Consider the following 24,312-nt stretch of genomic DNA (forward strand, 5'->3'; position numbering starts at 1 on the left):
CGGTGGGTCGGTGCCGGCAGCGGCGGGTGAGCCGGCGGCCACGTCGCGGCTGGCCCGGGCGTCGGGCTGGTCGCAGGCGACGGTCTCCTACCACCTCGGCATCCTCGCGAGGTCCGGTCTGGTGGAGGGGCGGCGTCGAGGGCGGATGGTCGTCTACCGGCGCACGGTCCGCGGGGACTCGCTCATCGGCGGCTGACTCACAATCAGTCGTCTGGCGGTCAGGGGGTCGTGACGACGGCGGTGATGAAGTCGACCGCGGCATCGACGTGAGCGGGGCGATCGAGGCGCTCGTCGTCCAGGGCCGCCCGCAGTGTCAGCTCGGTGAGGCCCGCGACGACGGCGACGGACTCGGCCTCGGACAGGGCCCGCAGGTCCGGGTGGTGGGCCCGCGCCCGGTCGACGAGGTCGCGGACATAGGCGGCGTGGCTGTCGATGAGGGTCCTGCGCGCCTCGAGTCCGGTGCGGCCGAGGGAGTGCGACTCGAGCATGTGGGCGCGGGCCAGTGCAGGGTTGGCCGCGAGGTGCCCGAGGTAGGCCTGCACCCCGCCGCGGATCTGGTCCGCGATCGGCGCCGAGGGATCGGTGACCACAGCGGAGATGGCGGCGATGAGCTCGGCTGCACGGCCGGCATACAGGGCCAGGAAGGCCTCGTCCTTTGTCGCGAAGTGCTCATAGAACGTGCGCTTGCTGGTGCCGGCGATTCGCGCGATGTCGGCGACGGTGGTGCGGGCGAGACCCTGGTCGACGAGTGCTTCTCCGAGGGCGTCGAGCAGTCGGTTGGCGGCGGGCGAGGTCATGGTGGTACGGTAGCGTACCGAAGTGGTACGCACCAGTACCAGCGACGATGGAGCGGGAAACTTCTCGCGATGGGAGACCACATGACCGCGCTGCGTGTCGCGCTCACCGAGCTGCGACGGCTCACCGACTCGACCTTCGCGAGGGTCGCACTCGCGGCCATGGTCCTCGTCCCGTCGCTCTACGCCGGGCTGTATCTCTATGCCAACAAGGACCCCTACGCGAACCTCGACGGTCTGCCGGCGGCGGTCGTCGTGCAGGACCGCGGGACGACCCTCGCGACCGGCGAGAAGCTCCAGGTCGGCGACGAGGTGGCCGACACCCTGATCACCGGGCGCGACCTCGAGTGGCACCGGGTGGACGAGCAGCAGGCACACCACGGACTGGAGGAGGGCGACTACGCCTTCGTCCTGACGATCCCGGAGTCGTTCTCCGCCGACCTGGCGTCGAGCGCCGACTTCACCCCACGCCTGGCCAACCTCGAACTCGAGACCAACGACGCGACGAACTACCTCGCGGGGACCATCGCGGAGCGCGTCGTCGACCAGGTGCAGACCTCGGTCGCCCAGCAGGTGAGCCGGACGGCCGCGAGCCAGCTGCTCGGTGGCCTCTCCACCGTCCATGACCAGGTCGGCAAGGCCGCCACCGGCTCGGCCCAACTTGCGTCGGGGGCCCACGACGCCCACGCCGGCTCCACCAAGCTCGCCTCGGGTGCCGCCGAACTCGTCACCGGACAGCAGCAACTCGCCAACGGTTCCGCCCAACTCTCGTCCGGTGCGGCCCGGCTGAACAGTGGCCTCGCCACCCTCGACCAGCGCACGAATTCCCTTCCGGGACAGACGCAGCAGCTCGCCAAGGGCGCGCGCCAGGTCGCCGACGGCAACGCCAAGGTCGCCGAGGCAGGCGCCCGGGCTGCTGCCGCCGGGTCGCGCATCACCCGCGACCTCGAGGCCTTCGACAGCGAGTTGCCGACGCGTCTCGCCGGGGCCGGGCTGACCCAGGACCAGATCGACGCCGTCCTCGCTGAGACGGCCCGGCTCCGCCAGCCCATCGCCGATGCGAACTCCACCCTCCAGTCGACCTCGAAGGACCTCGGTGCCCTGTCGAGCGGCGCCAACCAGGTCGCCGACGGTGCCGAACAGCTCGCGAGCGCGTCGTCGGACCTCGAGTCAGCCATCGACACGGCCGCCGCCGGCAGCGCCGAGTTGGCGACTGGCGCGCGGGACCTCAACGCCGGTCAGCAGAAGGCACTGACGGGATCCAAGGACCTCGCCCAGGGTGCGAAGGATCTTGATGCCGGTCTGGCCAAGCTCGATTCCGGTGCGGCACAGTTGAGTTCGTCCCTTGCAGAGGGAGCGAAGGGCATCCCGAACCCGACCGACGCGCAGCGCACGGCCGTGGCCCAGACCATCGGTTCGCCGGTCGGCATCGTGTCGGAGGCCCTCGCCAGGGCGGGCTCCTACGGAGCGGGCCTCGCCCCGTTCTTCCTCTCGCTCGCGCTGTGGATCGGTGGATTCACGCTCTTCACCCGCGCCCGACCGCTCGTGGAGGAGGCCCTGACGACCCGGTGGGCCATCCTGCCAGTGGCCCTCGGAGGCTGGCTCGCGCCGGCCATCATCGGTGTGGCACAGGCGATCCTGACGTGGGTCATCGTCCGCTTCGCCGTCGGCATCGACCTCGCGCACCCGTGGTGGATGCTGGCCTTCATGGTGCTCGTGTCGATGGTCTTCATGGCGATCATCCACGGCCTCATGGCCCGACTCGGGGACACCGGGCAGTTCATCGCTCTCGTCCTCATGGTCCTCCAGCTCGTCAGCGCCGGCGGAACCTTCCCGTGGGAGACGCTGCCCGGACCGCTCCAGTGGCTGCACCACGTCCTGCCGATGTCCTACTCGGTCGCCGGACTGCGGACCCTCGCCTATGGCGGTCCCACGACGCACCTCTGGCTCGACGTCGCCGTGCTGCTCGCGTGGGGTGCCGGGGCGCTCTTCCTCTCGACCGCGGCCGCGCGCCGGGTCCACCTCCGCGTCCGCGACCAGGGCTCGCTTGCCGAGCCGGTCGGCGCATGACGTCACGCCGGTATGCCGTCTTCGCAGCGGCGCTCGCCACCTCGCTTGCGCTCGGCGCGTGTTCCACACTGCCGGGACTCGGAGGTGAGGGAACCGGAGAAGGCGAGGGAGCGGCATACGCCATGTCTGTCGACTGCCCCGCAGCGCCAACCGAAGGGCACCTCAAACCCACTGTGGCCCAGCTGAATTCGATCCTCGCCGAGGCCGACCTGCCCTATTGGCAGGCAGCCGACATCGGGGCCAGTGCGCGCCTGGACGACGGTCGTCTCGTGTGGGTCTTCGGAGACACGATCCGACGATCCGGCATCGGCCCCTCCATGGTCGCGAACTCCATGCTCATCACGTCCGGGCTCTGCCTCAGCCAGCTCATGGCGCCGTCGCGCGGCCCGATCATCCCCGACGTCGAGCCCGGGACGGTGCGCTGGCCGATGTCGGTCTCCGTCGTCGAGGAGGGCGGTACCGAACGCATCGTCGTCTTCACCGCACGCATCCGACGTGGCAGCGGCAACGACGTGTGGGGGTTCCGCTACCTCGGCTCGGACGCCGTGACGTTCACCGTCGCCGAGGGCGAGGCGCCGCAGCTCGAGCAGATCCTCGAACTCACCCCCGACCGCGACGACGCCTACCAGGTGAACTGGGGGTCGGCGTCGATGGTGTCCGGCGACCACATCTATGTCTATGGGACGGAACTGCCCAGGGCGACGGCGTTCGGACGATCCCTGCGGGTAGGTCGGGCTGCGCTCGCGACGGCGCAGGATCGCGGGACGTGGGAGTTCTGGGACGGCGAGAGGTGGCAGGCCGACGAACTCAGGGCCACGGCGATCATCCCGTCCCAGGGCGGGGTGTCGCAGACCCTGTCCGTGCACGAGATCGACGGCAAGGTCGTCGCCGTCTCCAAGAAGGACGGCGACCTCGGCTCGACCGTTGCGACCTGGGCGTCGACCGAACCCGTGGGCCCGTGGAAGGTGAGCGCCGCCCTCGATGCGCCGTTCCTCACGGGCAAGGACGAGTTCGCCTACGCACCTCTGGCCCACCCCGAGGTGGCGCTCGCGAGCGGCAAGCTGCTCGTCTCGATCTCGCGCAACACCACCGACCTGGCACGGCTCAAGCAGAACCCCGTCATCGGCCGACCCCGGTTCGCGGAGATCGCCCGTCCCTGATTCCCCAACAGCTCGACTCATTGCCCTCTTGGGACAGGCTCGCTGGCGCTCGCTGTCCCAAGAGGGCAATGAGTCGAGGGCTCAGGGAGTGAGGAGGATCTTGCCCGTGGCCCGGCGCTCGTCGATGTCGCGCAGCGCCACCGACATCTCGTCGAGTGACCGCACCGAACCGATGACCGGATCGAGCTTCCCCGCCTCGAGCAGAGGCACCAGCTCGTCCCACTGACGGCGCACGAACGACGGGTCGGCCCCACCTCCCGTCCAGAAGGCGCCCCACCCGACGCCGACGACGTCGATGTTGTTGAGCAACAAGCGGTTGACCTTCACTTCCGGGATGGCCCCGGCGGTGAAGCCGATGACGAGGAGCCGACCCAGTGCAGCCAGCGAGCGCAGTGAGTCGGTGAAGCGGTCACCGCCCACGGGGTCCACGACGATGTCGACGCCGCGGCCCGAGGTGAGGTCGGCCACGGCCTCCCTGAACCCGTCGGCGAGCACCACGTCGTCGGCCCCGGCCGACCGCGCGACGTCCGCCTTCGCGGAATCCGACACCACGGCATACACGGTTGCTCCCCACGCCTTGGCGAGCTGGATCGCGGCGGTGCCGATCCCGCCGGCAGCGCCGTGGACGAGCACCTTCTCGCCCTCGGCAAGGCGACCACGCACGCGCAGCGCGAAGTGGCAGGTGAGGTAGTTCATCGGAAGCGCCGCGCCCTGCTCGAAACTCACCGAATCCGGGAGCGGGAAGACGAGGGAAGGATCGCAGACGACCTGCTCGGCAAACCCGCCGAGGAACGGGAAGGCGGCCACACGGTCGCCGGCCTCGAGGCCGCTGCCTGCCGGCGCCGACTGCACGACGCCGGCCACCTCGGATCCGGGCACGAAGGGGAGTGGCGGCTTGATCTGGTACTCGCCTCGCGAGATGAGGACGTCGGGGAAGGTGACTCCGGCCGCGGCGACGTCGATGAGGACCTCACCGGCGGCGGGCTCGGGGTTCGGCACGTCGCCGACCTCCACCGCGTCGGGTCCGTCGAGTCGGGTCACCTGGGCAGCTCGCATGCCCGCGATCCTAGGTGTCGTTGCGGCTGGTGTGGCGCACCAGTGGTGGACGCGACGAGGACCCGCCGACAGCCGGTGCGACGGGTCCTCGCCAGCTCACCGGACCGGTCAGCCGCAGCTGGTCGCGGCCGCTGCCCCGACCCACGTCCCGAGCATCTCGTCGGCGAGGGTGGATCCCTGCTCGAAGTCCTCGAGACCCACACCGTTGGAGCGGTTCGGGTTCTTGCTCTGCCCGCCGATGACGCCGTGCTCGAAGATCTTGATCGCCACGGGGAGCCCCGCAGCCCGGAGGGCGGCGTACCCGGCGTCGACCTGGGCGTCGCACTCGGGCGTGAAGATGCCGAACTCCTCCGCGGCTCCGGCGGCAGTGAACGTCAGCCAGTTCGGGGACGCCGGGGCGTTGAGCGTGTACATCGGGATGTAGCAGTGGTGAGCGGATGCGGCGCTGACACCGAGGCCGAGGGCCGCGGCACCACCCACCGTGCTGAAGAGGGCTCGGCGCCCCCATCGGGACAGGCTCATGGTTCCTCCTGGGTCGGGCACCTCCTCCGGGTGCGTGTTTCGACGCTACGGAGAGGTGGATCGGCCCACCTCGGATTTGGGGGATCGCCCGATGAAACCTCCTGAACGGTGGTGAACTGGATTCATGAACCTGGAGCAGGTTCGCGCGCTCGCGGCCATCGTCGACACGGGCAGTTTTGAGTTGGCCGCGCGATCCCTGCACCTCACCCCATCGGCGGTCAGCCAGCGGGTGCGCGCCCTCGAGTCGAGCGTGGGCCAGGTCGTCGTGCGTCGAACCCACCCGTGCACGGCCACCCCGGCGGGGGCCGTCCTCGTGCGCCTGGCGCGGCAGGTCGAGCTGCTCGAGGAGGAGTCGCGCGACCTCCTCGGGATCACTCGCGCGGAGCCGCTCGCACTGCGGGTCGCGGTCAACGCTGACTCCCTCGACACCTGGCTGATCGGACTCCTCGACGCCGCCTCGACCTGGCCGGACGTCCGGTTGCGGTTCGAGGTCGCCGACGAGGACCACACCCTGGCTCTCCTCCGGGCGGGGCAGGTCGGCGCGGCGATCACGACCGAGTCGGAGCCGGTCCCCGGGTGCCGGACGTTCCCGCTCGGAGTCATGCGCTACCTACCCGTGGCCTCCGCTGACCTCGCCGCGCGGTTCACCGGCCCGGATGGCGTGGTCGACTGGGCCGGCATCCCCGGCCTGCGCTACGACGACCGCGACGACCTGCAGGAGCATTTCCTCGCGGCCCGCGGAAGTGAGGCCGAGACTCCGGCGTCGCAGATCCCGTCGGCAGCCGGACTGCGTGCTGCACTTCGCGCCGGGCTGGGTTGGGTGCTGGTGCCCGAGAGGACGGTGGAGGACGAGTTGGCCGCGGGGCTCCTCGTCACGTTGTCGGACGACGTCGTCGACGTGACGCTGCACTGGCACGTGTGGAAGGTGCCGTCGCACCGGCTCGACCGCCTCAACGAGGCGATCGCGCGGGCCGCTCGCGACGGCCTGGGTCCACTGCCCGGAGGTGCCCGGGGAATGTGACGGCCGTCTCGTACATTGAGTGTTCGTGCCGCAGCCTCGCCATGCCCTCCTCGCCACCATCGCCCTCGTCGTGGGCGGATTCGCCATCGGCACGACCGAGTTCGTCACGATGGGGCTCCTCCCCGAGATCGCCGACGGCGTGTCCGTGTCGATCCCGACGGCCGGGCACAGCATCTCCGCGTATGCCGCGGGGGTCGTTGTCGGGGCGCCTCTCCTCGCGATCCTGGGTGCGACGTGGCCCCGCAAGGAGCTCCTCATCGGGCTGACGGTCGCGTTCGTCATCGGCAACGTCATGACGGCGCTGGCGCCGGACTACGGCTGGCTTCTCGTGGCCCGCTTCATTGCCGGTATGCCGCATGGCGCCTTCTTCGGTGTCGCCGCCCTCGTGGCGGTGGACCTGGCGCGAGCCGGTCAGGCCGGGCGCGCGGTGAGTCGGGTCATGCTCGGTATCCCCATCGCGAACGTCGCCGGCGTGCCGGGTGCGACGTGGCTGGGCCAGCAGTTCGGGTGGCGCTCGGCCTATTGGCTCGTCGCCGTGCTCGGAGTGCTGACGGTGGGGCTCTTGGTCGCGTTCGTCCCGCACATCGAGCGCAACCTCGAGAGCACCATCAAGCGCGAGCTGCGCGGGTTCGCCACCACTCAGGTGGCGTTGACCCTGCTCGTGGGCGCGATCGGCTTCGGTGGCATGTTCGCCATGGCGAGTTACATCGCGCCGACGGTCACGGATGTCACGGGCCTCGACGCGAGCGCAGTGCCGATCTTCCTCCTCGCGGCCGGTCTCGGCGGGCTCGTCGGGACGCCGTTGGCGGGTCGGCTGGGGGAGTGGTCGGTCCTCCGGTCGATCACGATCGGCTGCGTCGGCATGGGTGCCAACCTCGTCGCCTTCGCACTCACGGCGCAGTGGTGGCCGACCGCGATCTTCTTCTACTTCCTGTCGTCGGTGCTCGCCGGAATCCTCGTCGTCAACCTGCAGCTGCGCCTCATGCAGGTCGCCGGTGAGGCCCAGACCCTCGCCGCCGCGAGCAACCACGCCGCCCTCAACACCGCCAACGCGCTGGGAGCCTGGCTCGGTGGTGTCGTCATTGCGGCCGGCTACGGCTACACCGCGCCGAGCTGGGTCGGGGCCGGGTTGTCGGTCCTCGGCGCCGGTGTCCTCGGTGTGAGCCTTCTCAAGCACCGCGCCGACACGAGGCCAGTGACCGCCTGACGGTGCGGGCCTAGAGTTCGGGTCATGGCCGAACTCGTCACCACCCGCATCGAGGACGGCATCGCCCATGTCGCCCTCAACCGCCCGGACAAGCTCAACGCGCTGACCCTCGACACGCTCGAGCAGCTCATCGACACGGCCGGTCGGCTGCGCAGCGACCGCACTCTGCGCTCGGTCGTCGTCTCCGGCGAGGGTGACGCCTTCTGCGCGGGACTCGACTTCGGCACCGTCCTGCGCGAACCCCGTCGCGTCGCGGGCGCCTTCACCCCGCGCCCCTGGCGCGGCACCAACACCTTCCAAGAGGCGTGCTGGGCCTGGCGTCGACTGCCCGTCCCGGTCATCGCCGCAGTGCACGGTCACTGCCTCGGCGGCGGTGTGCAGATTGCGCTCGCGGCCGACTTCCGCATCACCGCACCCGACGCGAAGTGGTCGGTCCTCGAGGCGCGCTGGGGGATCATCCCGGACATGACGGGCATCAAGGCCCTCTCCCAGCAGGTCGGCATGGACATCGCCAAGCGACTCACGATGACCGGAGAGACGGTCCCCGGGACCGAAGCCGTTCGGCTCGGCCTCGCGACCGAGGAGAACATCGACCCGTATGCCGGTGCGCTGGCCCTCGCGGGTCGGCTCGCCGAACGCTCGCCGGACTCCGTCGCTGCGGCCAAGCGTCTCTTCAACCGGACGTGGTCGGCCAGTGATCGACGCACCTTCATGTGGGAGCGCCTCGAGCAGGCCCGGCTCCTCATGGGCGCGAACGCGGCGGAGGCGCGGCGGGCCAACACGAATCGGGAGAAGCCGGCATACAAGCCGCGCGCCGGAATCAACCCGAGAGGGTGACGTCCGATGGCCGCCGGTGAATCGGCAGAGGTCACGCGACACATCACCTGCGTCCTCTGCGAAGCGTCGTGCGGGCTGGAGGTCCGGCTCCGCGGCGAGGAGATCCTCAGCATCAAGGGCCACGCCGACGACCCGCTCTCACGGGGGCACATCTGTCCCAAGGGCGTTGCGCTGCAGGACATCCACGCCGATCCGGACCGGCTGCGGCGCCCCGTCAAGCGGGTCGGCGACGAGTTCGTCGAGATCGGCTGGGACGAGGCGATCGGTCTCGCGGCGGAGTTGCTTGTCGGGGTCCAGCAGCGACACGGGCGTGACGCCGTCGCGACCTATCTCGGCAATCCCAACGTGCACAGCCTCGGCGCGCTGACGCACGGCACGGCCATCCCCCGCGCGCTGGGGAGCAAGCACGTCTTCAGCGCGACGAGCGTCGACCAGCTGCCGCACCACGTCGTGGCGTGGGCGATGTATGGCCACCAATTCCTCCTCCCGGTCCCCGACATCGACCGGACGAAGCTGCTCGTCCTCGTCGGGACGAACCCCATGGCATCCAACGGCTCGCTCTGGACGGTGCCCGACTTCCCCGGTCGATTGCGTGAACTGCGTTCTCGCGGTGGCCGACTCGTCGTTCTCGACCCGCGCCGCACGGAGACGGCAGCCGTGGCCGACGAACACCACTTCGTCCGCCCGGGCACGGACGCGGTGGTGCTGCTCGCTCTCGTCCACGTGGTGCTGGCCGAAGGTCTGGCGCGGCCGCCGGCGTGGGCGGACGGTGTCGAGCAACTGCGTGTTGCCGTCAGCGACTTCACTCCGGAGTTGGCAGAGTCGGTCAGCGGCGTTGCGGCAGAGTCCATTCGACGTCTCGCGCGGCGCATCGCCAGCGGCTCTGCAGCCGTCCACGGCCGAATGGGTGTCTCGACGCAGGAGTTCGGCGTCCTGTGCCAGTGGGCCATCCAGTGCCTCATGGTCATCACCGGGAACCTCGACCGTCCCGGCGGCACGATGTTCACGACACCCGCCGTCGACATCGTCGGGCGAGGTCTGGTCGGGCGGGGGCACCGAGGACGGACGGTTTCTGGAGTGCGTGGTCTGCCCGGGTTCGCCGGTGAACTGCCCGTGTCTGTTCTGGCCGAGGAGATGGAGGGCCCGGCTGCGGCGATTCGCGGTCTGCTGACGGTGGGTGGTAACCCCGTGTCGTCGACGCCAGCGGGTTCGAGACTCAGTGACCGCATCGTCGGCCTGGATGCCTATGTCGCCATCGACCCGTGGATCAACGAGACGACCCGTCACGCGCACGTCATCCTGCCGCCGACCGGACCGCTCGAGCGGGACCACTACGACCTGATCTTCCACACCCTCGCCGTCCGCAACACCGCTCGGTGGTCGAAGGCTCTCTTCCCGCGCGGTGAGCACCAGCGACACGACTGGGAGATCGCCCGCGACCTCGTCCTCGCGTTGCACCAGTGGCGCGGGACGCGTCTCCCGCTGCATCGCCGCGTGCGACTCATGGCTTCGCCCCGCCTCACGATCGACGCCCTCCTCCGGTCCACCCGGCAGGGGCTGTCGGTGCGGCGTCTCTCCCGCACTCCCGGAGGGGTGGACCTCGGTCCGCTGGAGCCCCGCCTGCCCGAGCGGCTCATGACCGAGAACAGCCTCGTCGACCTCACCCCACCCGTCGTCACCTCCGGGCTCGCGACGCTGAGGGCACGGGTCCCTGAGCTCCGCACGGCCGCCGCGAGCGATGACCTCCTCCTCATCGGTCGCCGCCACCAACGTGACAACAACTCGTGGATGCACAACTCCCCGAGGCTCACCAAGGGCCGTCCGCGTCACCACCTCCTCATGCACCCGGATGACCTGACGGCGCGAGGAGTGGCCGACGGTGACCTCGTCACCGTGACCTCCGAGGTCTCGTCGCTGCGGGTCGAGGTGCGGGCCAGTGCCGACGTGATGCGCGGGGTCGTGTCATTGCCGCACGGCTACGGCCACCGGCGACCGGGCGTCCGACTGGGCAACGCGGTCGAGGTCCCCGGCGTGACGATGAACGACCTCACCGACCCATCCCGGGTCGAGGGGGTGTCGGGCAACGCGGTGCTCAACGGCATACCCGTCGTCGTGACGTCCGCAGTCGGAGTCGACGACGTGGCCCATGCCCTCGACAGCGGGGCTTCCCACTAAGCGAGCGCTCACCTAGGGTCGGGGCATGGACTTCTCACCGTCGGCGCGTTCCGTCGATCTGGCCTCGCGCGTGCGCGCCTTCGTCGACACCGAGGTGGCCCCGGCCGAGGTCGTCATGGCCGCCGACGTGGCGGACCGGAGGGCCCGCGGCGAGGACCCCTGGCCGGCCCACCCGCTCATCAAGGAACTCCAGGACAAGGCCCGCGCCCAGGGATTGTGGAACCTCTTCCTCCCCGCCGGCCACGAGGGTCCCTATGCCGAGCGCTTCGGCACGGACGGTGGCACTGGTCTGACGAACGCCGAGTACGCACCGATCGCCGAGGAGATGGGCCGGTCCTTCTCCGCGCCGCTGATCTTCAACTGCAACGCCCCCGACACGGGCAACATGGAGGTGCTGCTCAAGTACGGCACCGACGAGCAGAAGGCGGAGTGGCTGGAACCGTTGCTGGACGGGCGGATTCGCAGTGCGTTCCTCATGACGGAGCCGGGGGTCGCGTCGTCGGACGCCACCAACATGGAGGCCACGGCGACGATCGACGGTGACGAGGTCGTGCTCAATGGGCGCAAATGGTGGTCCACCGGCGTCGGTAACCCCGACTGCAAGGTCGGCATCTTCATGGGCGTCACTGACCCGGGGGCCTCCCGCCACTCCCGGCACTCGATGGTGATCGTGCCGTTCGACCACCCCGGTGTGAAGGTCGAGCGGATGCTGTCGGCACTCGGCCACCACGACGAGCCGATCGGGCACGGCGAGGTCTCGCTCACCGATGTCCGCCTGCCCGTCACCAACATCATCGCGGGGCCCGGGCGCGCCTTCGAGATCGCCCAGGGACGGCTCGGGCCGGGCCGCGTGCACCACTGCATGCGCCTCATCGGACTGGCCGAGCGTGCGCTCGAGCTCGCCTGCGAACGCGCCACGAGTCGGGTGGCGTTCGGCAAGCCCCTGGCCAACCTCGGCGGCAACCGTGAGCGCCTCGCCGAGGCTCGCATCGCCATCAACCAGGCCCGGCTCCACGTGCACCACGCCGCGTGGAAGCTGGACACCGTGGGCTCTCTGGGTTCGATGAGTGAGGTGAGCGAGATCAAGGTGGCCGTGCCGCGCATGGCGTGCAACGTCATCGACATGGCGATCCAGCTGCATGGAGGCGCCGGCATGTCCGACGATTTCCCCCTTGCGGCGGCGTACTCCGCGGCCCGTTCGCTCCGCCTTGCCGACGGACCCGACGAGGTCCACCTCGGCGTCATCGCGAAGATCCTGCTCCACCCCTACGCCGAAGCCGCAGAGAAGGCGAGCCACTCATGACCCGTCGAGTCCTCATCACGGGAGGCGCGTCCGGTCTCGGACTCGCCCTGGCCAAGGCCTTCCACGGTCGCGGCGACAAGGTTCTGATCGGTGACCTCAGCGAGACCCGACCCGACAGCGTTCCGGACGGGACGGCATACCTGCGCCTGGACGTCCGCAGCCAGCAGGACTGGGATGCCGCGCTCGCGCACGTGCGCGAGACGTGGGGCGGTCTCGACGTCCTCGTCAACAACGCCGGCGTCGCGACGGGCGGACGCATCGACGTCGAGTCGATCAGTGACTGGGAGCGGGTCATCGACATCAACCTGCTCGGTGTCGTGCGCGGCTGCCAGACGTTCACACCGCTGTTCAAGGAGCAGCGCTCCGGGCACATCGTCAACACGGCTTCCCTCGCCGGGCTCGTGCACGGTCCCGGGATGTCGTCCTACAACGCGGCCAAGGCCGGGGTCGTCGCGCTGTCGGAGACGCTCGGGTTCGAGCTCGCGCCGTGGAAGATTCACGTGTCGGCGATCTGCCCGGCGTTCTTCCGCACCAACCTGCACGAGTCCCTCCAGGGCAAGGACGTCGCCATGGAGGAGACGGCGGTCAAGCTCATCACCCGCGCGTCGATGACGGCCGAGGAGGTCGCGGAGGTCGTGCTCAAGGGCATCGACAAGCACAAGCGGATCATCCTGACGGACCGGATGGGGCACCAGGCCTACTGGACCAAGCGACTGGTGCGGCCGGCATACAACGCCGTCGCGACGAAGGCGGGAGCCCGCCTGGCCCGGAAGTCCCGGGATGTCTGAGCCCTCGCCGGACGCACGCTCGACACCCGGCAACGCCGTTGCGGTCCGCGACGAGGACGCGTTCGACGTCGAGGCGCTCGCCTCGTGGTTGCGCGAGCACACGACCGAGCCCGGCCTCGACGGGGTGCCGGAGGTGCGGCAGTTCAAGGGCGGAGCGTCGAACCTCACCTACCTGCTCCGGTATGCCGGCCGCGATCTCATCCTTCGACGTCCCCCCATCGGGACGAAGGCCAAGGGCGCGCACAACATGCGTCGCGAGAGCGACATCCAGGCATCGCTGGGTCGTGTCTATGACCAGGTGCCCCGGATCATCGCGTGGTGCGGCGACGAGGCGGTCATCGGCTCCGAGTTCTATGTCATGGAGCGGATGGTCGGCACCGTCCTGCGGCGGGACATCCCGGACTCGCTCGGTATGAGCCGTGGTGACGTGAACCTGTTGTGCCGCAACGCTCTTGACACCCTGGTCGACCTGCACCGGGTGGACGTGGAGGCCGCCGGGCTGGGTGGGCTCGGCAAGGGCCCGGGCTACGTCGAGCGGCAGGTGACGGGGTGGTCGGCGCGGTTTCGCAAGGCCCGGACCCCCAACGTCGGGTCGTTCGAGAAGACGATGGCGTGGCTCGAGGAGAACCGGCCCGAGGACGTCGGCCAGGTCCTCATCCACAACGACTTCCGCTTCGACAATCTCGTGCTCGCCGAGGATGACCCGACCCGCATCGTCGGTGTCCTCGACTGGGAGCTCGCCACGGTCGGCGATCCGCTCATGGACCTCGGTGGGGCGATGGCCTATTGGGTGCAGGCGAAGGACGACCCCGCGGCGAAGTTTCTTCGGCTGCAGCCGACGCACACGCCGGGGATGCTCACCCGGATTGAGGCCGTCCGCTACTACTGCGACCGGATGGGCATCCCGATGGACGCGCAGAAGTGGGCTTTCTACGAGGTGTTCGGGTTGTTCCGGCTCGCCGTCATCGCGCAGCAGATCTACCTCCGCATCTATCGCGGAGAGACCACCAATCCCCAGGCGAGCCGGATGCGCTGGTTCGTCGTCTACCTGGACCTGAAGTGCCGCTGGCTCATCCGGCAGCACCGACGTCGCACCTCGAGGAGCTCCTGACCCATGACGACCACCCTCATCACCGGGGCCAGCTCGGGACTCGGCGCCGAGATGGCGCGCCAGTTGGCCGCGGCCGGGAACGACCTGGCCCTGTGTGCCCGCCGAACCGAACGGCTCGAGGAGCTGCGCGCGGAAATCGTTGCGGCACACCCGGATCGGCGCGTGGCCATTGCTGCACTGGACGTCACCGACGATGCTGCGGTGTTCGACGTGTTCCGGGTGTTGACGGATGAGCTCGGTGGTCTGGACCGGGTCATCGTCAATGCGGGTCTCGGCAAGGGCGCGCCGATCGGCAAGGGCCGCTTCGACGCGAACCGCGAGACGGCGATGACGAACTTCGTCGGCGCCCTCGCCCAGTGTGAAGCGGCGATGGAGCACTTCCGTGAGGTGGGCAAGGGCCACCTCGTCGTCATCTCGTCGATGTCGGCCCTGCGCGGGATGCCGAAGTCCATGACGGTGTATGCCGCGACGAAGGCCGGGATCGCCGCGCTCGCCGAGGGCATTCGGTCCGAGATGCTCGGGCGCCCCGACCTCGACATCACGGTGACGACGATCTATCCGGGCTACATCCGTTCGGAGATGAACGACAAGGTCGAGCAGCAGACGAAGTTCATGGTCGACACCGAGACGGGCGTGCGGGCCATGGTCGAGGCCATCGAGAAGGGCGTCGACACCGCCCGAGTGCCGGCGTGGCCGTGGAAGCCGCTCGGCACGGCGATGCGCCACCTGCCGCTCAAGGTCGTCCGCAAGCTCGGCTGAGCCTGCCCGAGTCTCACCGATCCGGCTCGCGAGCCGGGTTGGCTCTCGGGAGCCGCATCGATGAGGCCCGCGAGGCAACCCCCGGCTCGCGAGCCGGATCTCAGAGGGGCAGCTGCGCGAGGAGCACGGTCTGGTCGTCGCGATCGGGACCCTGCGCTCGTCGCACCATGCGGGCCACCTCCGTCAGGCCGGCGTCGGTGACGAAGCCGACGACCTGGTCGGGCGTGTAGAGGTAGCGCTCGAGTTCGACCTCGAGGTTGAACCGTGCATAGGACGGGCCGGCGTCACGCACACCCTCGCCCGACTGGAACGCCACGACGAGGTGCCCACCGGGACGCAGCACCCGCGCCAGCTCCGCGAAGATCGCGGCCTGCCCGGAGAGGGGTGTGTGGATCGCGGAGTACCAGACCATGACGCCTGCGAAGGTGGCGTCGTCGAACGGGAGGGCATCGAGCGATGCGACCTCGAACGACAGGTCGGGGTGGTCGCGGCGGGCCATCTCGATCATCCCGGGGGAGAGGTCGACGCCCGTCACGTGGCATCCGCGGTCCGCGACGTAGCGGCTCACGCGCCCGGCGCCACAGCCGGCGTCGAGCACCTGCCCCTCGTGCCCCGCCGGTCCCGCCAGCACCGCCGCGATGAAGGCGTCCAGCACCGCAAGGTCGAGTGCTGACTCGGCACGCGTGTCGGGGAGGTGCTCCGCGTACAGCGACGCCACCACGTCGTAGGCCCGTCGCACGTCATCCTGCCCCTGTGAAGTCATGCCTGTGATGGTGCCACGGGCTACGTTGGGGCGATGACGCTCGATGAGATCGACGCGTACGCCACGTCCCTCGAGGGCTGCAAGCGCAAGGGTCACCCGGGTCGGGTTGCGTGGTACGTCCACGACCGGCTTGTCGTGCGCCAGGACGAGCCCGGCACAGTCCTCGTCCGCGTCGGGTTCGACGATCGCGAGAGTCTCCTCGCGGCATACCCGGAGACCTTCGGAGTCCCGCCCCGCTGGGAGGCGCACCTGAAGGTCCAGGCCGACCTCGACGGCGACCCGGATGCGATTCGTGAGGCGATCCGACTGGCCTGGGCGATGCAGCGCAGCTCCTGAGCCCGCACAAGGCGACCGGCGGACGATCAGCTCGTGCCCCGCCGCCCGAAGTTCATGCTCGGACGGCTGGGCCCGAGTTCGAGCTGCTGGTCGGGCCGTATGCCGGACAGTCGGTCCGGATCCCGGAAAGCGGGGAACGCTCAGAGGTACTGATGCATGACGTGCAGACCCACCCGCCCGTGGGCACGGCTGTCGAACGCCTCCGGAACAGTCCCAATGATGGTGAAGCCGAGGTCCTGCCACAGCTTCACCGCGACGGTGTTGGTCTCGACGACGGCGTTGAACTGCATCGCGGCATAACCCTGTTCGCGCGCCCACGCCAGCACCCACTCGCCGAGGGCACGCCCGACGCCACGACCCCGGGCGCCCGACGAGACCATGAACGACGCGGTCGAGATATGGGACCCGCGACCGGGACGGTTGGGACCGGTCTTGGCCGACCCGAGCACCTCACCGGTCTCCTCGTCGACCGCCACGACAGTCACCCCCGGAGGTGACTCGAGCCACCACCCGCGCGCCTCGTCGATGTCCAACCCGGCCGGGAACGCATAGGTCTCTCCGGCCTCCACGACCTCGGTGAACGTGGGGAAGAACGCGGTCCAGTCGGCCTCGGTGATCGAGCGGATGAGCATCCGGTGGAGGGCCTCTCAGGTGTGGGGAACGGTCGGTGAGTCGCGCAGCCCGTGCACGAGGAGCGCGAGTGCTGCGGCATACGTGGACATGACGATGCCCGACGCGACGGCCTGCTGTCGCGGGGTTTTCGCCAAATGCTCGCCCACGATGATCGCGGCGTCGGACAGGAGGAACAATCCGCCACCCACCGCGACCGATCGCCGCCTCCGACCCGTGCTGGCCTCCGACAGAGCCAGGGCCGACATCGAGCCGAGCAGGAGGCCGTAGCCGGTGAGGACCGGATCGGGCTCCCCGGTGCCGACCGCATCCACGGCGCCAAGTCCGGCCAGGACCGCGGAAACCACTGCGGCAGAACGGAGTTCGGGGCGGGCGCCATCGCGGAGCTGCATGCCGATGAGTCCCGCCTGTTGCACGGCGAAAGCGCTGGCGCCGCGTCGAATCAGGCTCCGGCGAGCGGCAGGAGTGGTTGTGCGCCCGGAGGCGTTCATGAACCAGTCGCCGACCGCCGATCCGACGAGAGCGACGGTCAGGGCAGCGGTCCGCCCGGCTGGGCGCCGGTCGCGCGAGGCGAGGACTCCCGCGGAGAGCGTCGGTGCCAGGAGCAACTTGGTGGCGAGGTGGGCACGTTCGCGGCCCGCGACAGATGCGGCTGTGGTCGCCACGGCCAGCGGCAGGTATGCCGTGAGGTCGCCTCGCGCTCGAAGCGCACCTGACCGGGTGAGCCGGTCCCGGACGCGCCCGTGCCGACTCACACGCGGTCCGCGGAGAACTCGAAGTCAAAGACCTCGAGTCGCTTCACGAGAGCCTCGCCCAGCGCGACGGAAGGCGTGAGCACCCCATTGCGAGAGGGGAGCTCGTCGAAGGCGAGGGCGAGTCCGGCCTGGCCGAGCATGATCGCCGTCCCCGAGTAGCCGGGGTCATAGGGAGCAGCCACCCTCGCCCGGTAGCGGACGCCGGTCGTCGTCGTGGTCTCGATCTCGAAGACGAATCGACCGCGAGCCTGGGACTCCTCCGACGGCCCCTCACCGGGCTTGGGCAGCACGCGGTCGAGCACGGACCGCGTCGGCCCGGTCGACATGCCCGCGAAGAGCCCACCCAACACGGCCGACGTCAGCCCGGCCTTGACCGCCCCCATGGGACCGCGACCGGTGTCCATCACCTCGTCGTAGCGGAACTCCCGACCGTAGGACCAGTTGGTCAGAGCGTTGCTGCGGCGCACGATACGCGTGTTGAACGAGGCCATGAAGAAGGGCGCGACCCACCGCTGGGTCACCTCGTCGAAGCGCACACCCGCAGCGGACTGCACCTTGCCGAGCGCTCCGGCCACACCCGACGGGGCCGGCCCGGTCGGGCGGTTGCGCGACGGCGGCTCGGCCTCGCGGTCGGGGGACAGGCCGTAGGGGTCACCCACGGCACGCCGACGCTCGCGCGATCCGGAGGACTCGATGGCCTGTTGGCGCATCGAGTCGATCGTCCCGCCGCTCACGCCACCGCGCAGGGTGCGCACGTGGGTCACGGTCTCGCCGAGCGTCCCCTCGCCGTCGGCGGCCACCTTCTGTGCCAGCGTCCACACGCCGAGGTCGGACGGGATCGAGTCGAAGCCGCACGAGTGGACGATCTTGGCGCCGCTGATCTCGGCGAGCGTGTGGTTGGCCTCGGCACTGTCCTTGACGAACAGCACCTCGCCCGTGAGGTCCGCGTAGTGGGTGCCGGCGGCAGCGCACGCGGACGCGAGCGGCATACCCAGCTTGGCGTAGGGACCCACGGTGGTGACGACGACGCGGGCCCGCGCGGCGAGATCGACGACCGCGGCGGAGTCCGTCGTGTCGACGACGATCAGCGGCCACTCGGCGGCGGCACCCGGCAGTGAGGCGCGCACCTCCGCGAGGCGGGCCTCGGACCGGCCGGCCAGCGCGATCCGGACCGTGTCCGGGGCGTGCTCGGCCAGGTGGGCGGCCGTCAACTTGCCGACGAAGCCGGTGGCGCCGACAAGGACCAGGTCGAACTCGCGTGCTGTGCTCATCACCCGAATCTAGGCGACCCGTCTGTGGCCGCCGAGGGCGACCGTGTCTTCACTTCCCTTGTATGCCGTGGAGCTGGGTTCTCAGGTCGGCGTACCGTCCGCGGAGCTCACCCACTGAGCCGGCCGCGTCGGCATTCGGTTCGAGCACCGCGTCCGTACGGACGTCCCAGTCCGGCTGGTCGCTGCCGACGAGTGTGGCAGCCGCCTGGCGGGCAGCGCCGAGTGCCACGTATTCGCCGGAAGCGGGGACGTGCACCTCCGCCTCGAAGAGGTCAGCGGCCAGTGCACGGACGGCGCGTGAAGCGGAGGCGCCTCCGATGAGCAGCACGCGCTCGACACGAACTCCCTGTCCCCGCAACGCATCCAGCGCCTCGGCGAGGTTGGTGAGCATGCCCTCGACGATGGCCCGGGCGAGGTTCTCAGGGGTGGCGTTGGCCCGAGTGAGGCCGTGCAGGGAGCCGGTCGCCTCGGGCAGGTTGGGGGTCCGCTCGCCATCGAGGTAGGGCAGCAGGGTGAGTCCGCCGGCACCGGGTTCGGCGGCAAGCGCGAGGTGGTCGAGCTCTGCGAGGTCGACGCCGAGCATGGACGCGCCCGCGGTGAGGACCCGCGCCGCGTTGAGGGTGGCGAGCAGGGGCAGGAAGCCGCCCGTGGCATCGGCGAACGACGCCACTGCGCCGCTGGCGTCAGAGATCGCGGCATCGTGCCGGGCGAAGGCCGTGCCGCTCGTGCCGAGGGAGATGACGGCGTCGCCGGGACGCAGGCCGAGGCCGAGGGCCGCGCCCATGTTGTCGCCGGTGCCCGGGGCGACGACGAGGCCGGAGTCCGTGCGGCCCGCTGCCTCGGTCGGACCGAGGACGTGCGGGAGGTCAAGGGGGCGGCCGACCGCGAGGTCGAGCACGTCGGGGAGATAGTCGCCGGAACCCGCCGACCAGTAGCCCGTGCCCGACGCGTCGCCTCGGTCGGTCGTCCAGCGCTCGAAACCGCTGCCCTGCTTGAGGATTCGCCCGGTCAGCCAGTCATGGGGGAGGACGCACGTGCGGGTGCGCCCGAGGTTGTCCGGCTCGGACCGGCGCAGCCAGCGCAGCTTGGTCACGGTGAACGACGCCACCGGGACGACGCCCACGTCGTTCGCCCAGCGCTCGGCCCCACCGAACTCGTCGATGAGGTCCGTCGCGTCCTGGGCGGACCGGGTGTCGTTCCACAGCAACGCGGGGCGCACGACCTCGTCGGCTGCGTCGAGGGTGACCATGCCGTGCTGTTGCCCGCCAACCGAGATGGCACTCACCCCGTCGAGGAGCCCACCCACGGTGGCTTCCTCGTATGCCGTCCACCAGGCTCCCGGGTCCACCTCGGTCCCGTCCGGGTGCGACGCGCGGCCCTCACGAACCACCTCTCCGGTCTCGGCATCACACACAAGGACCTTGCACGACTGGGTCGACGAGTCGACGCCGGCGACGAGTTGTCCGTGAGTCGAAGGCATGTCCCCATCCTCGCCGAAGTCCTCGTGACCTGCACGGAGATGAACCAGTGGGGAGTTCTCCCCACTGCCGACTTCGCCGATGCGTGCTTGGATCGGAGGATGCGACCTGCGTGATCCGGCAGGTGGGTCAGGAACGCGACGGGGGCACCCGGCATACCGGCATCGCAGAGGAGGAGCGGGTGTGGTCGATCCGGAGGAGCTGTACGGCAAGCTCGTCTCGGGCAACTCGTCGACCGTTCGCGGTCAGGCCGACTCCGTCGGCGACGCGATCAAGAAGGTCAAGGAGTCCTCGAGTCGGGTGGCCGAGGCGGCGGAGCGGCCCAAGTGGACGAGCGACGCATCGACGGCCTACAAACTGCGGACTGCCGGCCTGACCCAGGGTCTCAACGTCAACGTCTTCGCGCTCGGGCGCATGCAGACGGCGCTGAGGTCCGGGGCCAGCGCCTACGACGCGATGGCGAGCAAGGCCAAGGAGGTGATCCCTCCATGGCGCAACCGACCCGCTGGTCTCAACCCCGTGATCGAGGACCTGCTCGCGCTCGGCGTCCACCTCGGACTCGTGACCATCGCGGCGTCCTATTCCTCCCGACTGAGGACGATCGCGGCGTTCGCGTCGGGCGAGACGATCGACGAGAACGCCCTCGACGAGGACACCCGCAAGTGGCTCGCGAACGGCATGGACAAGACCGCCGAGTGGCTCAAGGAGAACGGGGGCGGCCTCGGACCGCAGATTCCCAACCTCGGCCTGGGCGGCGACGACCGCGGCCTCATCCCGCAGGGGCTCGGAATCGATCCGGACACGGGCTGGATCATCCAGACGAACTACTCCAAGAACGGTGACCCCTCCACGCTTTCCATGATCGACCCGACGACGGGCCGCGAGATGGTCGACGTGCAGCTCGGTGGCACCGAGGAGATCCCGACTCCCGACCACGCCGGTGGCGTCGCGTCGGACGGCAAGTACACCTACGTGACGTCGAGCGGGGACCCGTCGCACGTGTTCACCTACCTCACGTCGGATCTCCGCAAGGGCGGCACCGAGCCGGTCGATCCGATCGGGCCACCGACCCGCATTCCCAGCGGTGCTGGCGCGTACGGCACGGTCAAGGACGGGATGCCATATGTCGGCACCCACAGTGAGGACATCGGCGGCGGGGGCAACAAGTACGACGGGGAGAACGACGACGGGCGGATGTATCGCTCCATCTCCGATGGGCACGGTGGCTGGGTTCCGGACCCGAGTTTCGGCGGGGGCACCGGCTACGTGCACACGCCACCCCAGGCCCAGGGTGTCGTCGTGCGAGACGGGGAGTACGTCTTCAGCACGTCCCTCGGCCGGGACAATCCCGGGCGACTCATCACCCAGGAGCGACAGGACGACCAGCCCGGCAACGGTGACCGTGGCGATCCCTACGAGCTGCCCTACATGTCCGAGGGCATCATCGAACTCGACGGCAACATCATCGCGACCTACGAGTCCGGCGCCGACTACTACGGCCCGCACGCCGACAGCAGCGTCGACGACGACGACCTGTGGGCCAACCCCTACATGACGAAGACGTCGCTGGAGGCCCTCGGGCTGAGCCCGGACTTCTAGGTCTCGCCGCAGTCGTTGCGGGCAGCTGCCACGGACCTGGACACGGCGGCGGGTCCGTTGACCAAGGGCGCCGACTTCCTCGCGGCCGTCACGGTCTCGGCCGGCGACTTCGGGGAGGTGGCGGCTGCGACCACGCTCGCCACGGCACTCAACGACCAGTTGGGCAAGGGCGAGCGCAGTCTCGATGCCGGAGGCAAGGTCGTCCGCCGCACCGCGAACGGGCTGACGAGCAACGCGAGGGTCTACACCGACACGGACGACAACGCCCGGGACACGATCGTGGGGCCGCAACAAGCCGTAGGCGCCCTGCTCATGGTAGCGCTCAGCGACTGCTATTGGTAGCGTCCATCACCGGCTATTGGTAGCGTAGAAACATGGTGTATCTCCCCCGAACTGTCGATCGGGAGCTGGATGACCTGCTTCCGTTCGCGCCCGCCATCGCTTTGGACGGCGCGAAAGGAGTCGGGAAGACGGCAACCGCGCGGCGGCGCGCAGATCACAGTTGGCTCCTGGACGACCCGGCGCACCGTGCTCTGGTCGAGGCTGACCCGTCCTTCCGCGCCGCTCCTGCCGGAACGTTGCTCCTTGACGAGTGGCAACGCAGCCCGGAGGTGTGGGACTCGGTCCGCCGTCAGGTCGACCAGGGGGCAGGCCCGGGCCGCTTCCTGCTGACGGGGAGTGCGACGCCATCCAGGGGTGTGGACACGCACAGCGGCGCCGGTCGCATACTGTCCCTCCGGGTGAGGCCGATGGCACTCCATGAGCGAGGCGTCGGGCAGCCGTCGGTGAGCCTCGGTCGACTGGTGCGCGGCGAGGAGTCGGACGTCCGCGGCACGACGGAGATGTCAGTGCTCGACTACTTCGAGGCGATCGAGAGGAGTGGCTTCCCGGGCATCAACCGCCAGCCCCGACGACTCGTGCGCGGTCATCTGGAGACCTACCTCCAGCGCATCATTGACCGAGATCTCCCGGACGTCGGTCTCGCGATCCGCCGACCCGAAACGCTGCGTCGCTGGCTCGCCGCATACGCCGCTGCCTCCTCGACGCCGACGTCGTACACGAGGATCCTCGACGCCACGACGTCGGGCGACGGTTCGCAACCCGCCAAGACGACCACGATCGCCTATCGCGACCACTTGACGCAGTTGTGGCTGCTCGACCCCGTGCCGGGCTGGAGTCCGGCGCGCAATCCCCTGGCTCGGCTCCAGCAGGCACCCAAGCACCAGTTGGCCGATCCGGCGCTGGCCGCTCGGCTTCTCAACCTCTCCGCGCACACTCTCATGACGGGACCGGGGGCACCCATGGCCGGGCCGCTGTTCGAGTCGTTGGCGACGTTGACGGTTCGAGTGGCTGCGCAGGCGGCCGAAGCGCGCGTCGGTCATCTCCGAACTCGCAACGGGGACCACGAGGTCGACCTGGTGGTCGAAGGTCCGGACGGTCAGGTGGTCGGAATCGAAGTCAAGCTGGCAGCCAACGTGAGCGATGCCGATGTCCGCCACCTTCGATGGCTTCGGGGCCAGCTTGGTGACGATGTCGTCGACCTCATGGTCATCACGACGGGGACCACGGCATACCGTCGCTCCGACGGGATCGCCGTTGTGCCCCTGGCGCTGCTCGGCGACTGACCGCGCTGCGTCGCTCAGTCCCAGGTGATGACGACCTTGCCAGCGGCCCCCTCGGCGGCCACCGCATAGGCCTCGCCCGCGTCGGACAGGGCGAAACGGTGCGTGACGATGCGCTCCGGACTCTCGCCCCAGCGGTCGAGAAGGTCGAGGAGCTCCGCCATGTGTCCGAGCGACGTCACCCACGAGCCGAGGAGCGAGGCCTGCTTGTGGATGAGCAGGTCGGACACGGCGAAGTCGATGCGGCCGCCCTCGCCCACCATGACGCACCGACCGCGGGCGGCGGTGTGGGTGAGGGCGGCCTCGCGCGCGTTGGCGTTGCCGCTGCAGTCCATGGTCACCTCGCACCCGTGTCCGTTCGTCGCATCTCCGACCGCGCCGGCCAGGTCCGCTGGGTCGGTCACGACGACGTCGAGGAGCCCGAGCTCCGTTGCGAGAGAGGCGCGTTCGGCAACGGGCTCGAGACCGATGATCGTGGTGGCGCCGAGGTGGCGTCCGAGCATCGCCGCTGCCAGACCGACCGGGCCGAGGCCGGTGATGAGGAGTCGGTCGCGTCCGCTGACCTGGCCCCGCAGCAACCCTTCGTATGCCGTCCCGAAGCCGCACGAGACCAGCGCACCATCGACGTGGGTCACGTTCTCGGGCAGGCGGAGGCAGGACACGGCCTCGGCGAGCATGAACTCCGCGTGCCCGCCGTCCCGTTGCCAGCCATGGGCGGCACGGGTCGGCGCAGTGCATCCGATGGGATAGCCGCGACGGCATTCGGCGCAGGACCCGCAACCGGTGATGTGGTAGACCGCGACCCGGTCGCCAACGTCCAGAGTCGTGACGCCTGGGCCGAGCTCGACGACGTCCCCGGCGGGCTCGTGCCCGGCGATGACGCCCTGGTAGGCCTCGGCGCCGTGGCCCAGGTGCTCTCGATAGATCGCCCGGACGTCACTGCCGCAGATCGAGGAGGCCCGCATGCGCAGGAGCACCTGTCCCGGGCCGGGGACGGGCACGGGGACGGTGACGTGCCCGACGGTGCTGTTCCCGGGGAGTCGCACTCCCGGCAT

At 69.8% G+C, this 24,312-nt stretch carries 24 protein-coding genes; 15 read left to right on the top strand and 9 right to left on the bottom strand.

Translation table 11 applies throughout. The annotated features are described in order from the left end of the window. The first annotated feature begins 10 nt into the window (after positions 1-10). The gene (locus tag N803_RS08760) at positions 11-196 is read left to right on the top strand and encodes an ArsR/SmtB family transcription factor (RefSeq protein ID WP_035904260.1); all 186 of its coding nucleotides are present in this window, start codon (positions 11-13) and stop codon (positions 194-196) included. Positions 197-218: 22 nt separating this feature from the next. On the opposite strand, the gene N803_RS08765 is transcribed toward N803_RS08760, so the two are convergent. Further along, positions 219-797 (bottom strand): TetR/AcrR family transcriptional regulator, encoded by a 579-nt coding sequence (locus N803_RS08765; RefSeq protein WP_052112076.1) that lies wholly within the window; start codon positions 795-797, stop codon positions 219-221. Between the two features lie 69 nt (positions 798-866). On the opposite strand from N803_RS08765, the gene N803_RS08770 reads away from it, so the two are divergent. Continuing rightward, entirely contained in the window at positions 867-2,864 is a 1,998-nt protein-coding gene (locus N803_RS08770; protein WP_245617130.1) for a YhgE/Pip family protein, read from the top strand. Then, positions 2,861-4,024, top strand: coding sequence for a DUF4185 domain-containing protein (locus N803_RS08775; RefSeq protein WP_035904261.1), 1,164 nt, complete (start codon positions 2,861-2,863; stop codon positions 4,022-4,024). Before N803_RS08770 ends, N803_RS08775 begins: the two co-directional genes overlap by 4 nt. A gap of 81 nt (positions 4,025-4,105) precedes the next feature. Here the strand turns inward: N803_RS08775 and N803_RS08780 are convergent, their stop codons facing one another. Both N803_RS08780 and N803_RS08785 read right to left on the bottom strand, forming a co-directional pair. Further along, on the bottom strand, positions 4,106-5,080 hold the full coding sequence (locus tag N803_RS08780; RefSeq protein WP_035904262.1) for an NADPH:quinone oxidoreductase family protein: 975 nt from the start codon (positions 5,078-5,080) through the stop codon (positions 4,106-4,108). A gap of 108 nt (positions 5,081-5,188) precedes the next feature. Beyond that, positions 5,189-5,602 carry a hypothetical protein gene (locus N803_RS08785; protein ID WP_035904263.1) on the bottom strand — a complete coding sequence of 138 codons (414 nt, stop codon included), beginning with the start codon at positions 5,600-5,602 and terminating at the stop codon, positions 5,189-5,191. Positions 5,603-5,726: 124 nt separating this feature from the next. Between N803_RS08785 and N803_RS08790 the strand changes: the two genes are divergently transcribed. From N803_RS08790 to N803_RS08825, 8 genes are read left to right on the top strand one after another with little or no spacing between them, the layout of a single operon-like run. Beyond that, positions 5,727-6,623 carry an ArgP/LysG family DNA-binding transcriptional regulator gene (locus N803_RS08790; protein WP_035904264.1) on the top strand — a complete coding sequence of 299 codons (897 nt, stop codon included), beginning with the start codon at positions 5,727-5,729 and terminating at the stop codon, positions 6,621-6,623. A gap of 25 nt (positions 6,624-6,648) precedes the next feature. Then, the gene (locus N803_RS08795) at positions 6,649-7,830 is read left to right on the top strand and encodes an MFS transporter (protein WP_035904520.1); all 1,182 of its coding nucleotides are present in this window, start codon (positions 6,649-6,651) and stop codon (positions 7,828-7,830) included. Positions 7,831-7,854: 24 nt separating this feature from the next. Next, positions 7,855-8,667, top strand: a complete 813-nt coding sequence (locus N803_RS08800; RefSeq protein ID WP_035904266.1) for a crotonase/enoyl-CoA hydratase family protein — start codon at positions 7,855-7,857, stop codon at positions 8,665-8,667. A gap of 6 nt (positions 8,668-8,673) precedes the next feature. Beyond that, a complete protein-coding gene (locus tag N803_RS08805) occupies positions 8,674-10,842 on the top strand; it encodes a molybdopterin-dependent oxidoreductase (protein WP_052112077.1) in 2,169 nt (722 codons plus the stop codon). Between the two features lie 25 nt (positions 10,843-10,867). Beyond that, complete coding sequence (locus tag N803_RS08810; protein ID WP_035904267.1) at positions 10,868-12,145, top strand: acyl-CoA dehydrogenase family protein; 1,278 nt, start codon at positions 10,868-10,870, stop codon at positions 12,143-12,145. After that, a complete protein-coding gene (locus tag N803_RS08815; protein WP_035904269.1) occupies positions 12,142-12,933 on the top strand; it encodes an SDR family NAD(P)-dependent oxidoreductase in 792 nt (263 codons plus the stop codon). Before N803_RS08810 ends, N803_RS08815 begins: the two co-directional genes overlap by 4 nt. After that, positions 12,926-14,044 (top strand): phosphotransferase family protein, encoded by a 1,119-nt coding sequence (locus tag N803_RS08820; RefSeq protein ID WP_035904270.1) that lies wholly within the window; start codon positions 12,926-12,928, stop codon positions 14,042-14,044. Before N803_RS08815 ends, N803_RS08820 begins: the two co-directional genes overlap by 8 nt. Positions 14,045-14,047: 3 nt before the next feature. Next, complete coding sequence (locus tag N803_RS08825; protein ID WP_035904271.1) at positions 14,048-14,803, top strand: SDR family oxidoreductase; 756 nt, start codon at positions 14,048-14,050, stop codon at positions 14,801-14,803. A 100-nt stretch (positions 14,804-14,903) separates the two neighbouring features. Here the strand turns inward: N803_RS08825 and N803_RS08830 are convergent, their stop codons facing one another. Continuing rightward, complete coding sequence (locus N803_RS08830) at positions 14,904-15,566, bottom strand: class I SAM-dependent methyltransferase (RefSeq protein WP_035904272.1); 663 nt, start codon at positions 15,564-15,566, stop codon at positions 14,904-14,906. Positions 15,567-15,599: 33 nt separating this feature from the next. Here N803_RS08830 and N803_RS08835 point away from each other — a divergent pair, with 33 nt between their 5' ends. Further along, complete coding sequence (locus tag N803_RS08835; RefSeq protein WP_035904274.1) at positions 15,600-15,902, top strand: MmcQ/YjbR family DNA-binding protein; 303 nt, start codon at positions 15,600-15,602, stop codon at positions 15,900-15,902. 140 nt (positions 15,903-16,042) lie between these two features. Here the strand turns inward: N803_RS08835 and N803_RS08840 are convergent, their stop codons facing one another. From N803_RS08840 to xylB, 4 genes are read right to left on the bottom strand one after another with little or no spacing between them, the layout of a single operon-like run. Continuing rightward, positions 16,043-16,534: a GNAT family N-acetyltransferase gene (locus N803_RS08840; RefSeq protein ID WP_035904275.1), complete on the bottom strand. Its 492-nt coding sequence runs from the start codon at positions 16,532-16,534 to the stop codon at positions 16,043-16,045. Positions 16,535-16,549: 15 nt separating this feature from the next. Next, complete coding sequence (locus N803_RS08845; RefSeq protein ID WP_035904276.1) at positions 16,550-17,287, bottom strand: lysoplasmalogenase family protein; 738 nt, start codon at positions 17,285-17,287, stop codon at positions 16,550-16,552. After that, positions 17,284-18,558 carry a saccharopine dehydrogenase family protein gene (locus N803_RS08850; protein WP_035904277.1) on the bottom strand — a complete coding sequence of 425 codons (1,275 nt, stop codon included), beginning with the start codon at positions 18,556-18,558 and terminating at the stop codon, positions 17,284-17,286. The genes N803_RS08845 and N803_RS08850 overlap by 4 nt, the downstream gene beginning before the upstream one ends. Positions 18,559-18,607: 49 nt before the next feature. Further along, positions 18,608-20,038 (bottom strand): xylulokinase, encoded by a 1,431-nt coding sequence (xylB, locus tag N803_RS08855; RefSeq protein ID WP_035904279.1) that lies wholly within the window; start codon positions 20,036-20,038, stop codon positions 18,608-18,610. A 181-nt stretch (positions 20,039-20,219) separates the two neighbouring features. Between xylB and N803_RS08860 the strand changes: the two genes are divergently transcribed. From N803_RS08860 to N803_RS08870, 3 genes are read left to right on the top strand one after another with little or no spacing between them, the layout of a single operon-like run. After that, the gene (locus N803_RS08860; RefSeq protein WP_035904280.1) at positions 20,220-21,635 is read left to right on the top strand and encodes a YncE family protein; all 1,416 of its coding nucleotides are present in this window, start codon (positions 20,220-20,222) and stop codon (positions 21,633-21,635) included. A gap of 57 nt (positions 21,636-21,692) precedes the next feature. Beyond that, a complete protein-coding gene (locus N803_RS08865; protein ID WP_156969711.1) occupies positions 21,693-21,977 on the top strand; it encodes a hypothetical protein in 285 nt (94 codons plus the stop codon). 32 nt (positions 21,978-22,009) lie between these two features. Continuing rightward, positions 22,010-23,260 (top strand): ATP-binding protein, encoded by a 1,251-nt coding sequence (locus N803_RS08870; RefSeq protein WP_035904282.1) that lies wholly within the window; start codon positions 22,010-22,012, stop codon positions 23,258-23,260. A 14-nt stretch (positions 23,261-23,274) separates the two neighbouring features. On the opposite strand, the gene N803_RS08875 is transcribed toward N803_RS08870, so the two are convergent. Beyond that, positions 23,275-24,312: an alcohol dehydrogenase catalytic domain-containing protein gene (locus N803_RS08875; protein ID WP_052112106.1), complete on the bottom strand. Its 1,038-nt coding sequence runs from the start codon at positions 24,310-24,312 to the stop codon at positions 23,275-23,277.

This window comes from Knoellia subterranea KCTC 19937, assembly GCF_000768685.1.
GTDB classification, from domain to species: Bacteria; Actinomycetota; Actinomycetes; order Actinomycetales; family Dermatophilaceae; genus Knoellia; species Knoellia subterranea.

Excerpts from the sequence above, each read along its gene's own strand:
- N803_RS08790 (WP_035904264.1), top strand. The coding sequence starts at position 5,727 with ATGAACCTGGAGCAGGTTCGCGCGCTCGCGGCCATCGTCGACACGGGC.
- N803_RS08775 (WP_035904261.1), top strand. The coding sequence starts at position 2,861 with ATGACGTCACGCCGGTATGCCGTCTTCGCAGCGGCGCTCGCCACCTCG.
- N803_RS08825 (WP_035904271.1), top strand. The coding sequence starts at position 14,048 with ATGACGACCACCCTCATCACCGGGGCCAGCTCGGGACTCGGCGCCGAG.
- N803_RS08815 (WP_035904269.1), top strand. The coding sequence starts at position 12,142 with ATGACCCGTCGAGTCCTCATCACGGGAGGCGCGTCCGGTCTCGGACTC.
- N803_RS08840 (WP_035904275.1), bottom strand. The coding sequence starts at position 16,534 with ATGCTCATCCGCTCGATCACCGAGGCCGACTGGACCGCGTTCTTCCCC.
- N803_RS08805 (WP_052112077.1), top strand. The coding sequence starts at position 8,674 with ATGGCCGCCGGTGAATCGGCAGAGGTCACGCGACACATCACCTGCGTC.
- xylB (WP_035904279.1), bottom strand. The coding sequence starts at position 20,038 with ATGCCTTCGACTCACGGACAACTCGTCGCCGGCGTCGACTCGTCGACC.
- N803_RS08800 (WP_035904266.1), top strand. The coding sequence starts at position 7,855 with ATGGCCGAACTCGTCACCACCCGCATCGAGGACGGCATCGCCCATGTC.
- N803_RS08785 (WP_035904263.1), bottom strand. The coding sequence starts at position 5,602 with ATGAGCCTGTCCCGATGGGGGCGCCGAGCCCTCTTCAGCACGGTGGGT.
- N803_RS08875 (WP_052112106.1), bottom strand. The coding sequence starts at position 24,312 with ATGCCGGGAGTGCGACTCCCCGGGAACAGCACCGTCGGGCACGTCACC.
- N803_RS08830 (WP_035904272.1), bottom strand. The coding sequence starts at position 15,566 with ATGACTTCACAGGGGCAGGATGACGTGCGACGGGCCTACGACGTGGTG.
- N803_RS08835 (WP_035904274.1), top strand. The coding sequence starts at position 15,600 with ATGACGCTCGATGAGATCGACGCGTACGCCACGTCCCTCGAGGGCTGC.
- N803_RS08770 (WP_245617130.1), top strand. The coding sequence starts at position 867 with ATGGGAGACCACATGACCGCGCTGCGTGTCGCGCTCACCGAGCTGCGA.
- N803_RS08850 (WP_035904277.1), bottom strand. The coding sequence starts at position 18,558 with ATGAGCACAGCACGCGAGTTCGACCTGGTCCTTGTCGGCGCCACCGGC.
- N803_RS08765 (WP_052112076.1), bottom strand. The coding sequence starts at position 797 with ATGACCTCGCCCGCCGCCAACCGACTGCTCGACGCCCTCGGAGAAGCA.
- N803_RS08820 (WP_035904270.1), top strand. The coding sequence starts at position 12,926 with ATGTCTGAGCCCTCGCCGGACGCACGCTCGACACCCGGCAACGCCGTT.
- N803_RS08810 (WP_035904267.1), top strand. The coding sequence starts at position 10,868 with ATGGACTTCTCACCGTCGGCGCGTTCCGTCGATCTGGCCTCGCGCGTG.
- N803_RS08780 (WP_035904262.1), bottom strand. The coding sequence starts at position 5,080 with ATGCGAGCTGCCCAGGTGACCCGACTCGACGGACCCGACGCGGTGGAG.
- N803_RS08870 (WP_035904282.1), top strand. The coding sequence starts at position 22,010 with ATGGTGTATCTCCCCCGAACTGTCGATCGGGAGCTGGATGACCTGCTT.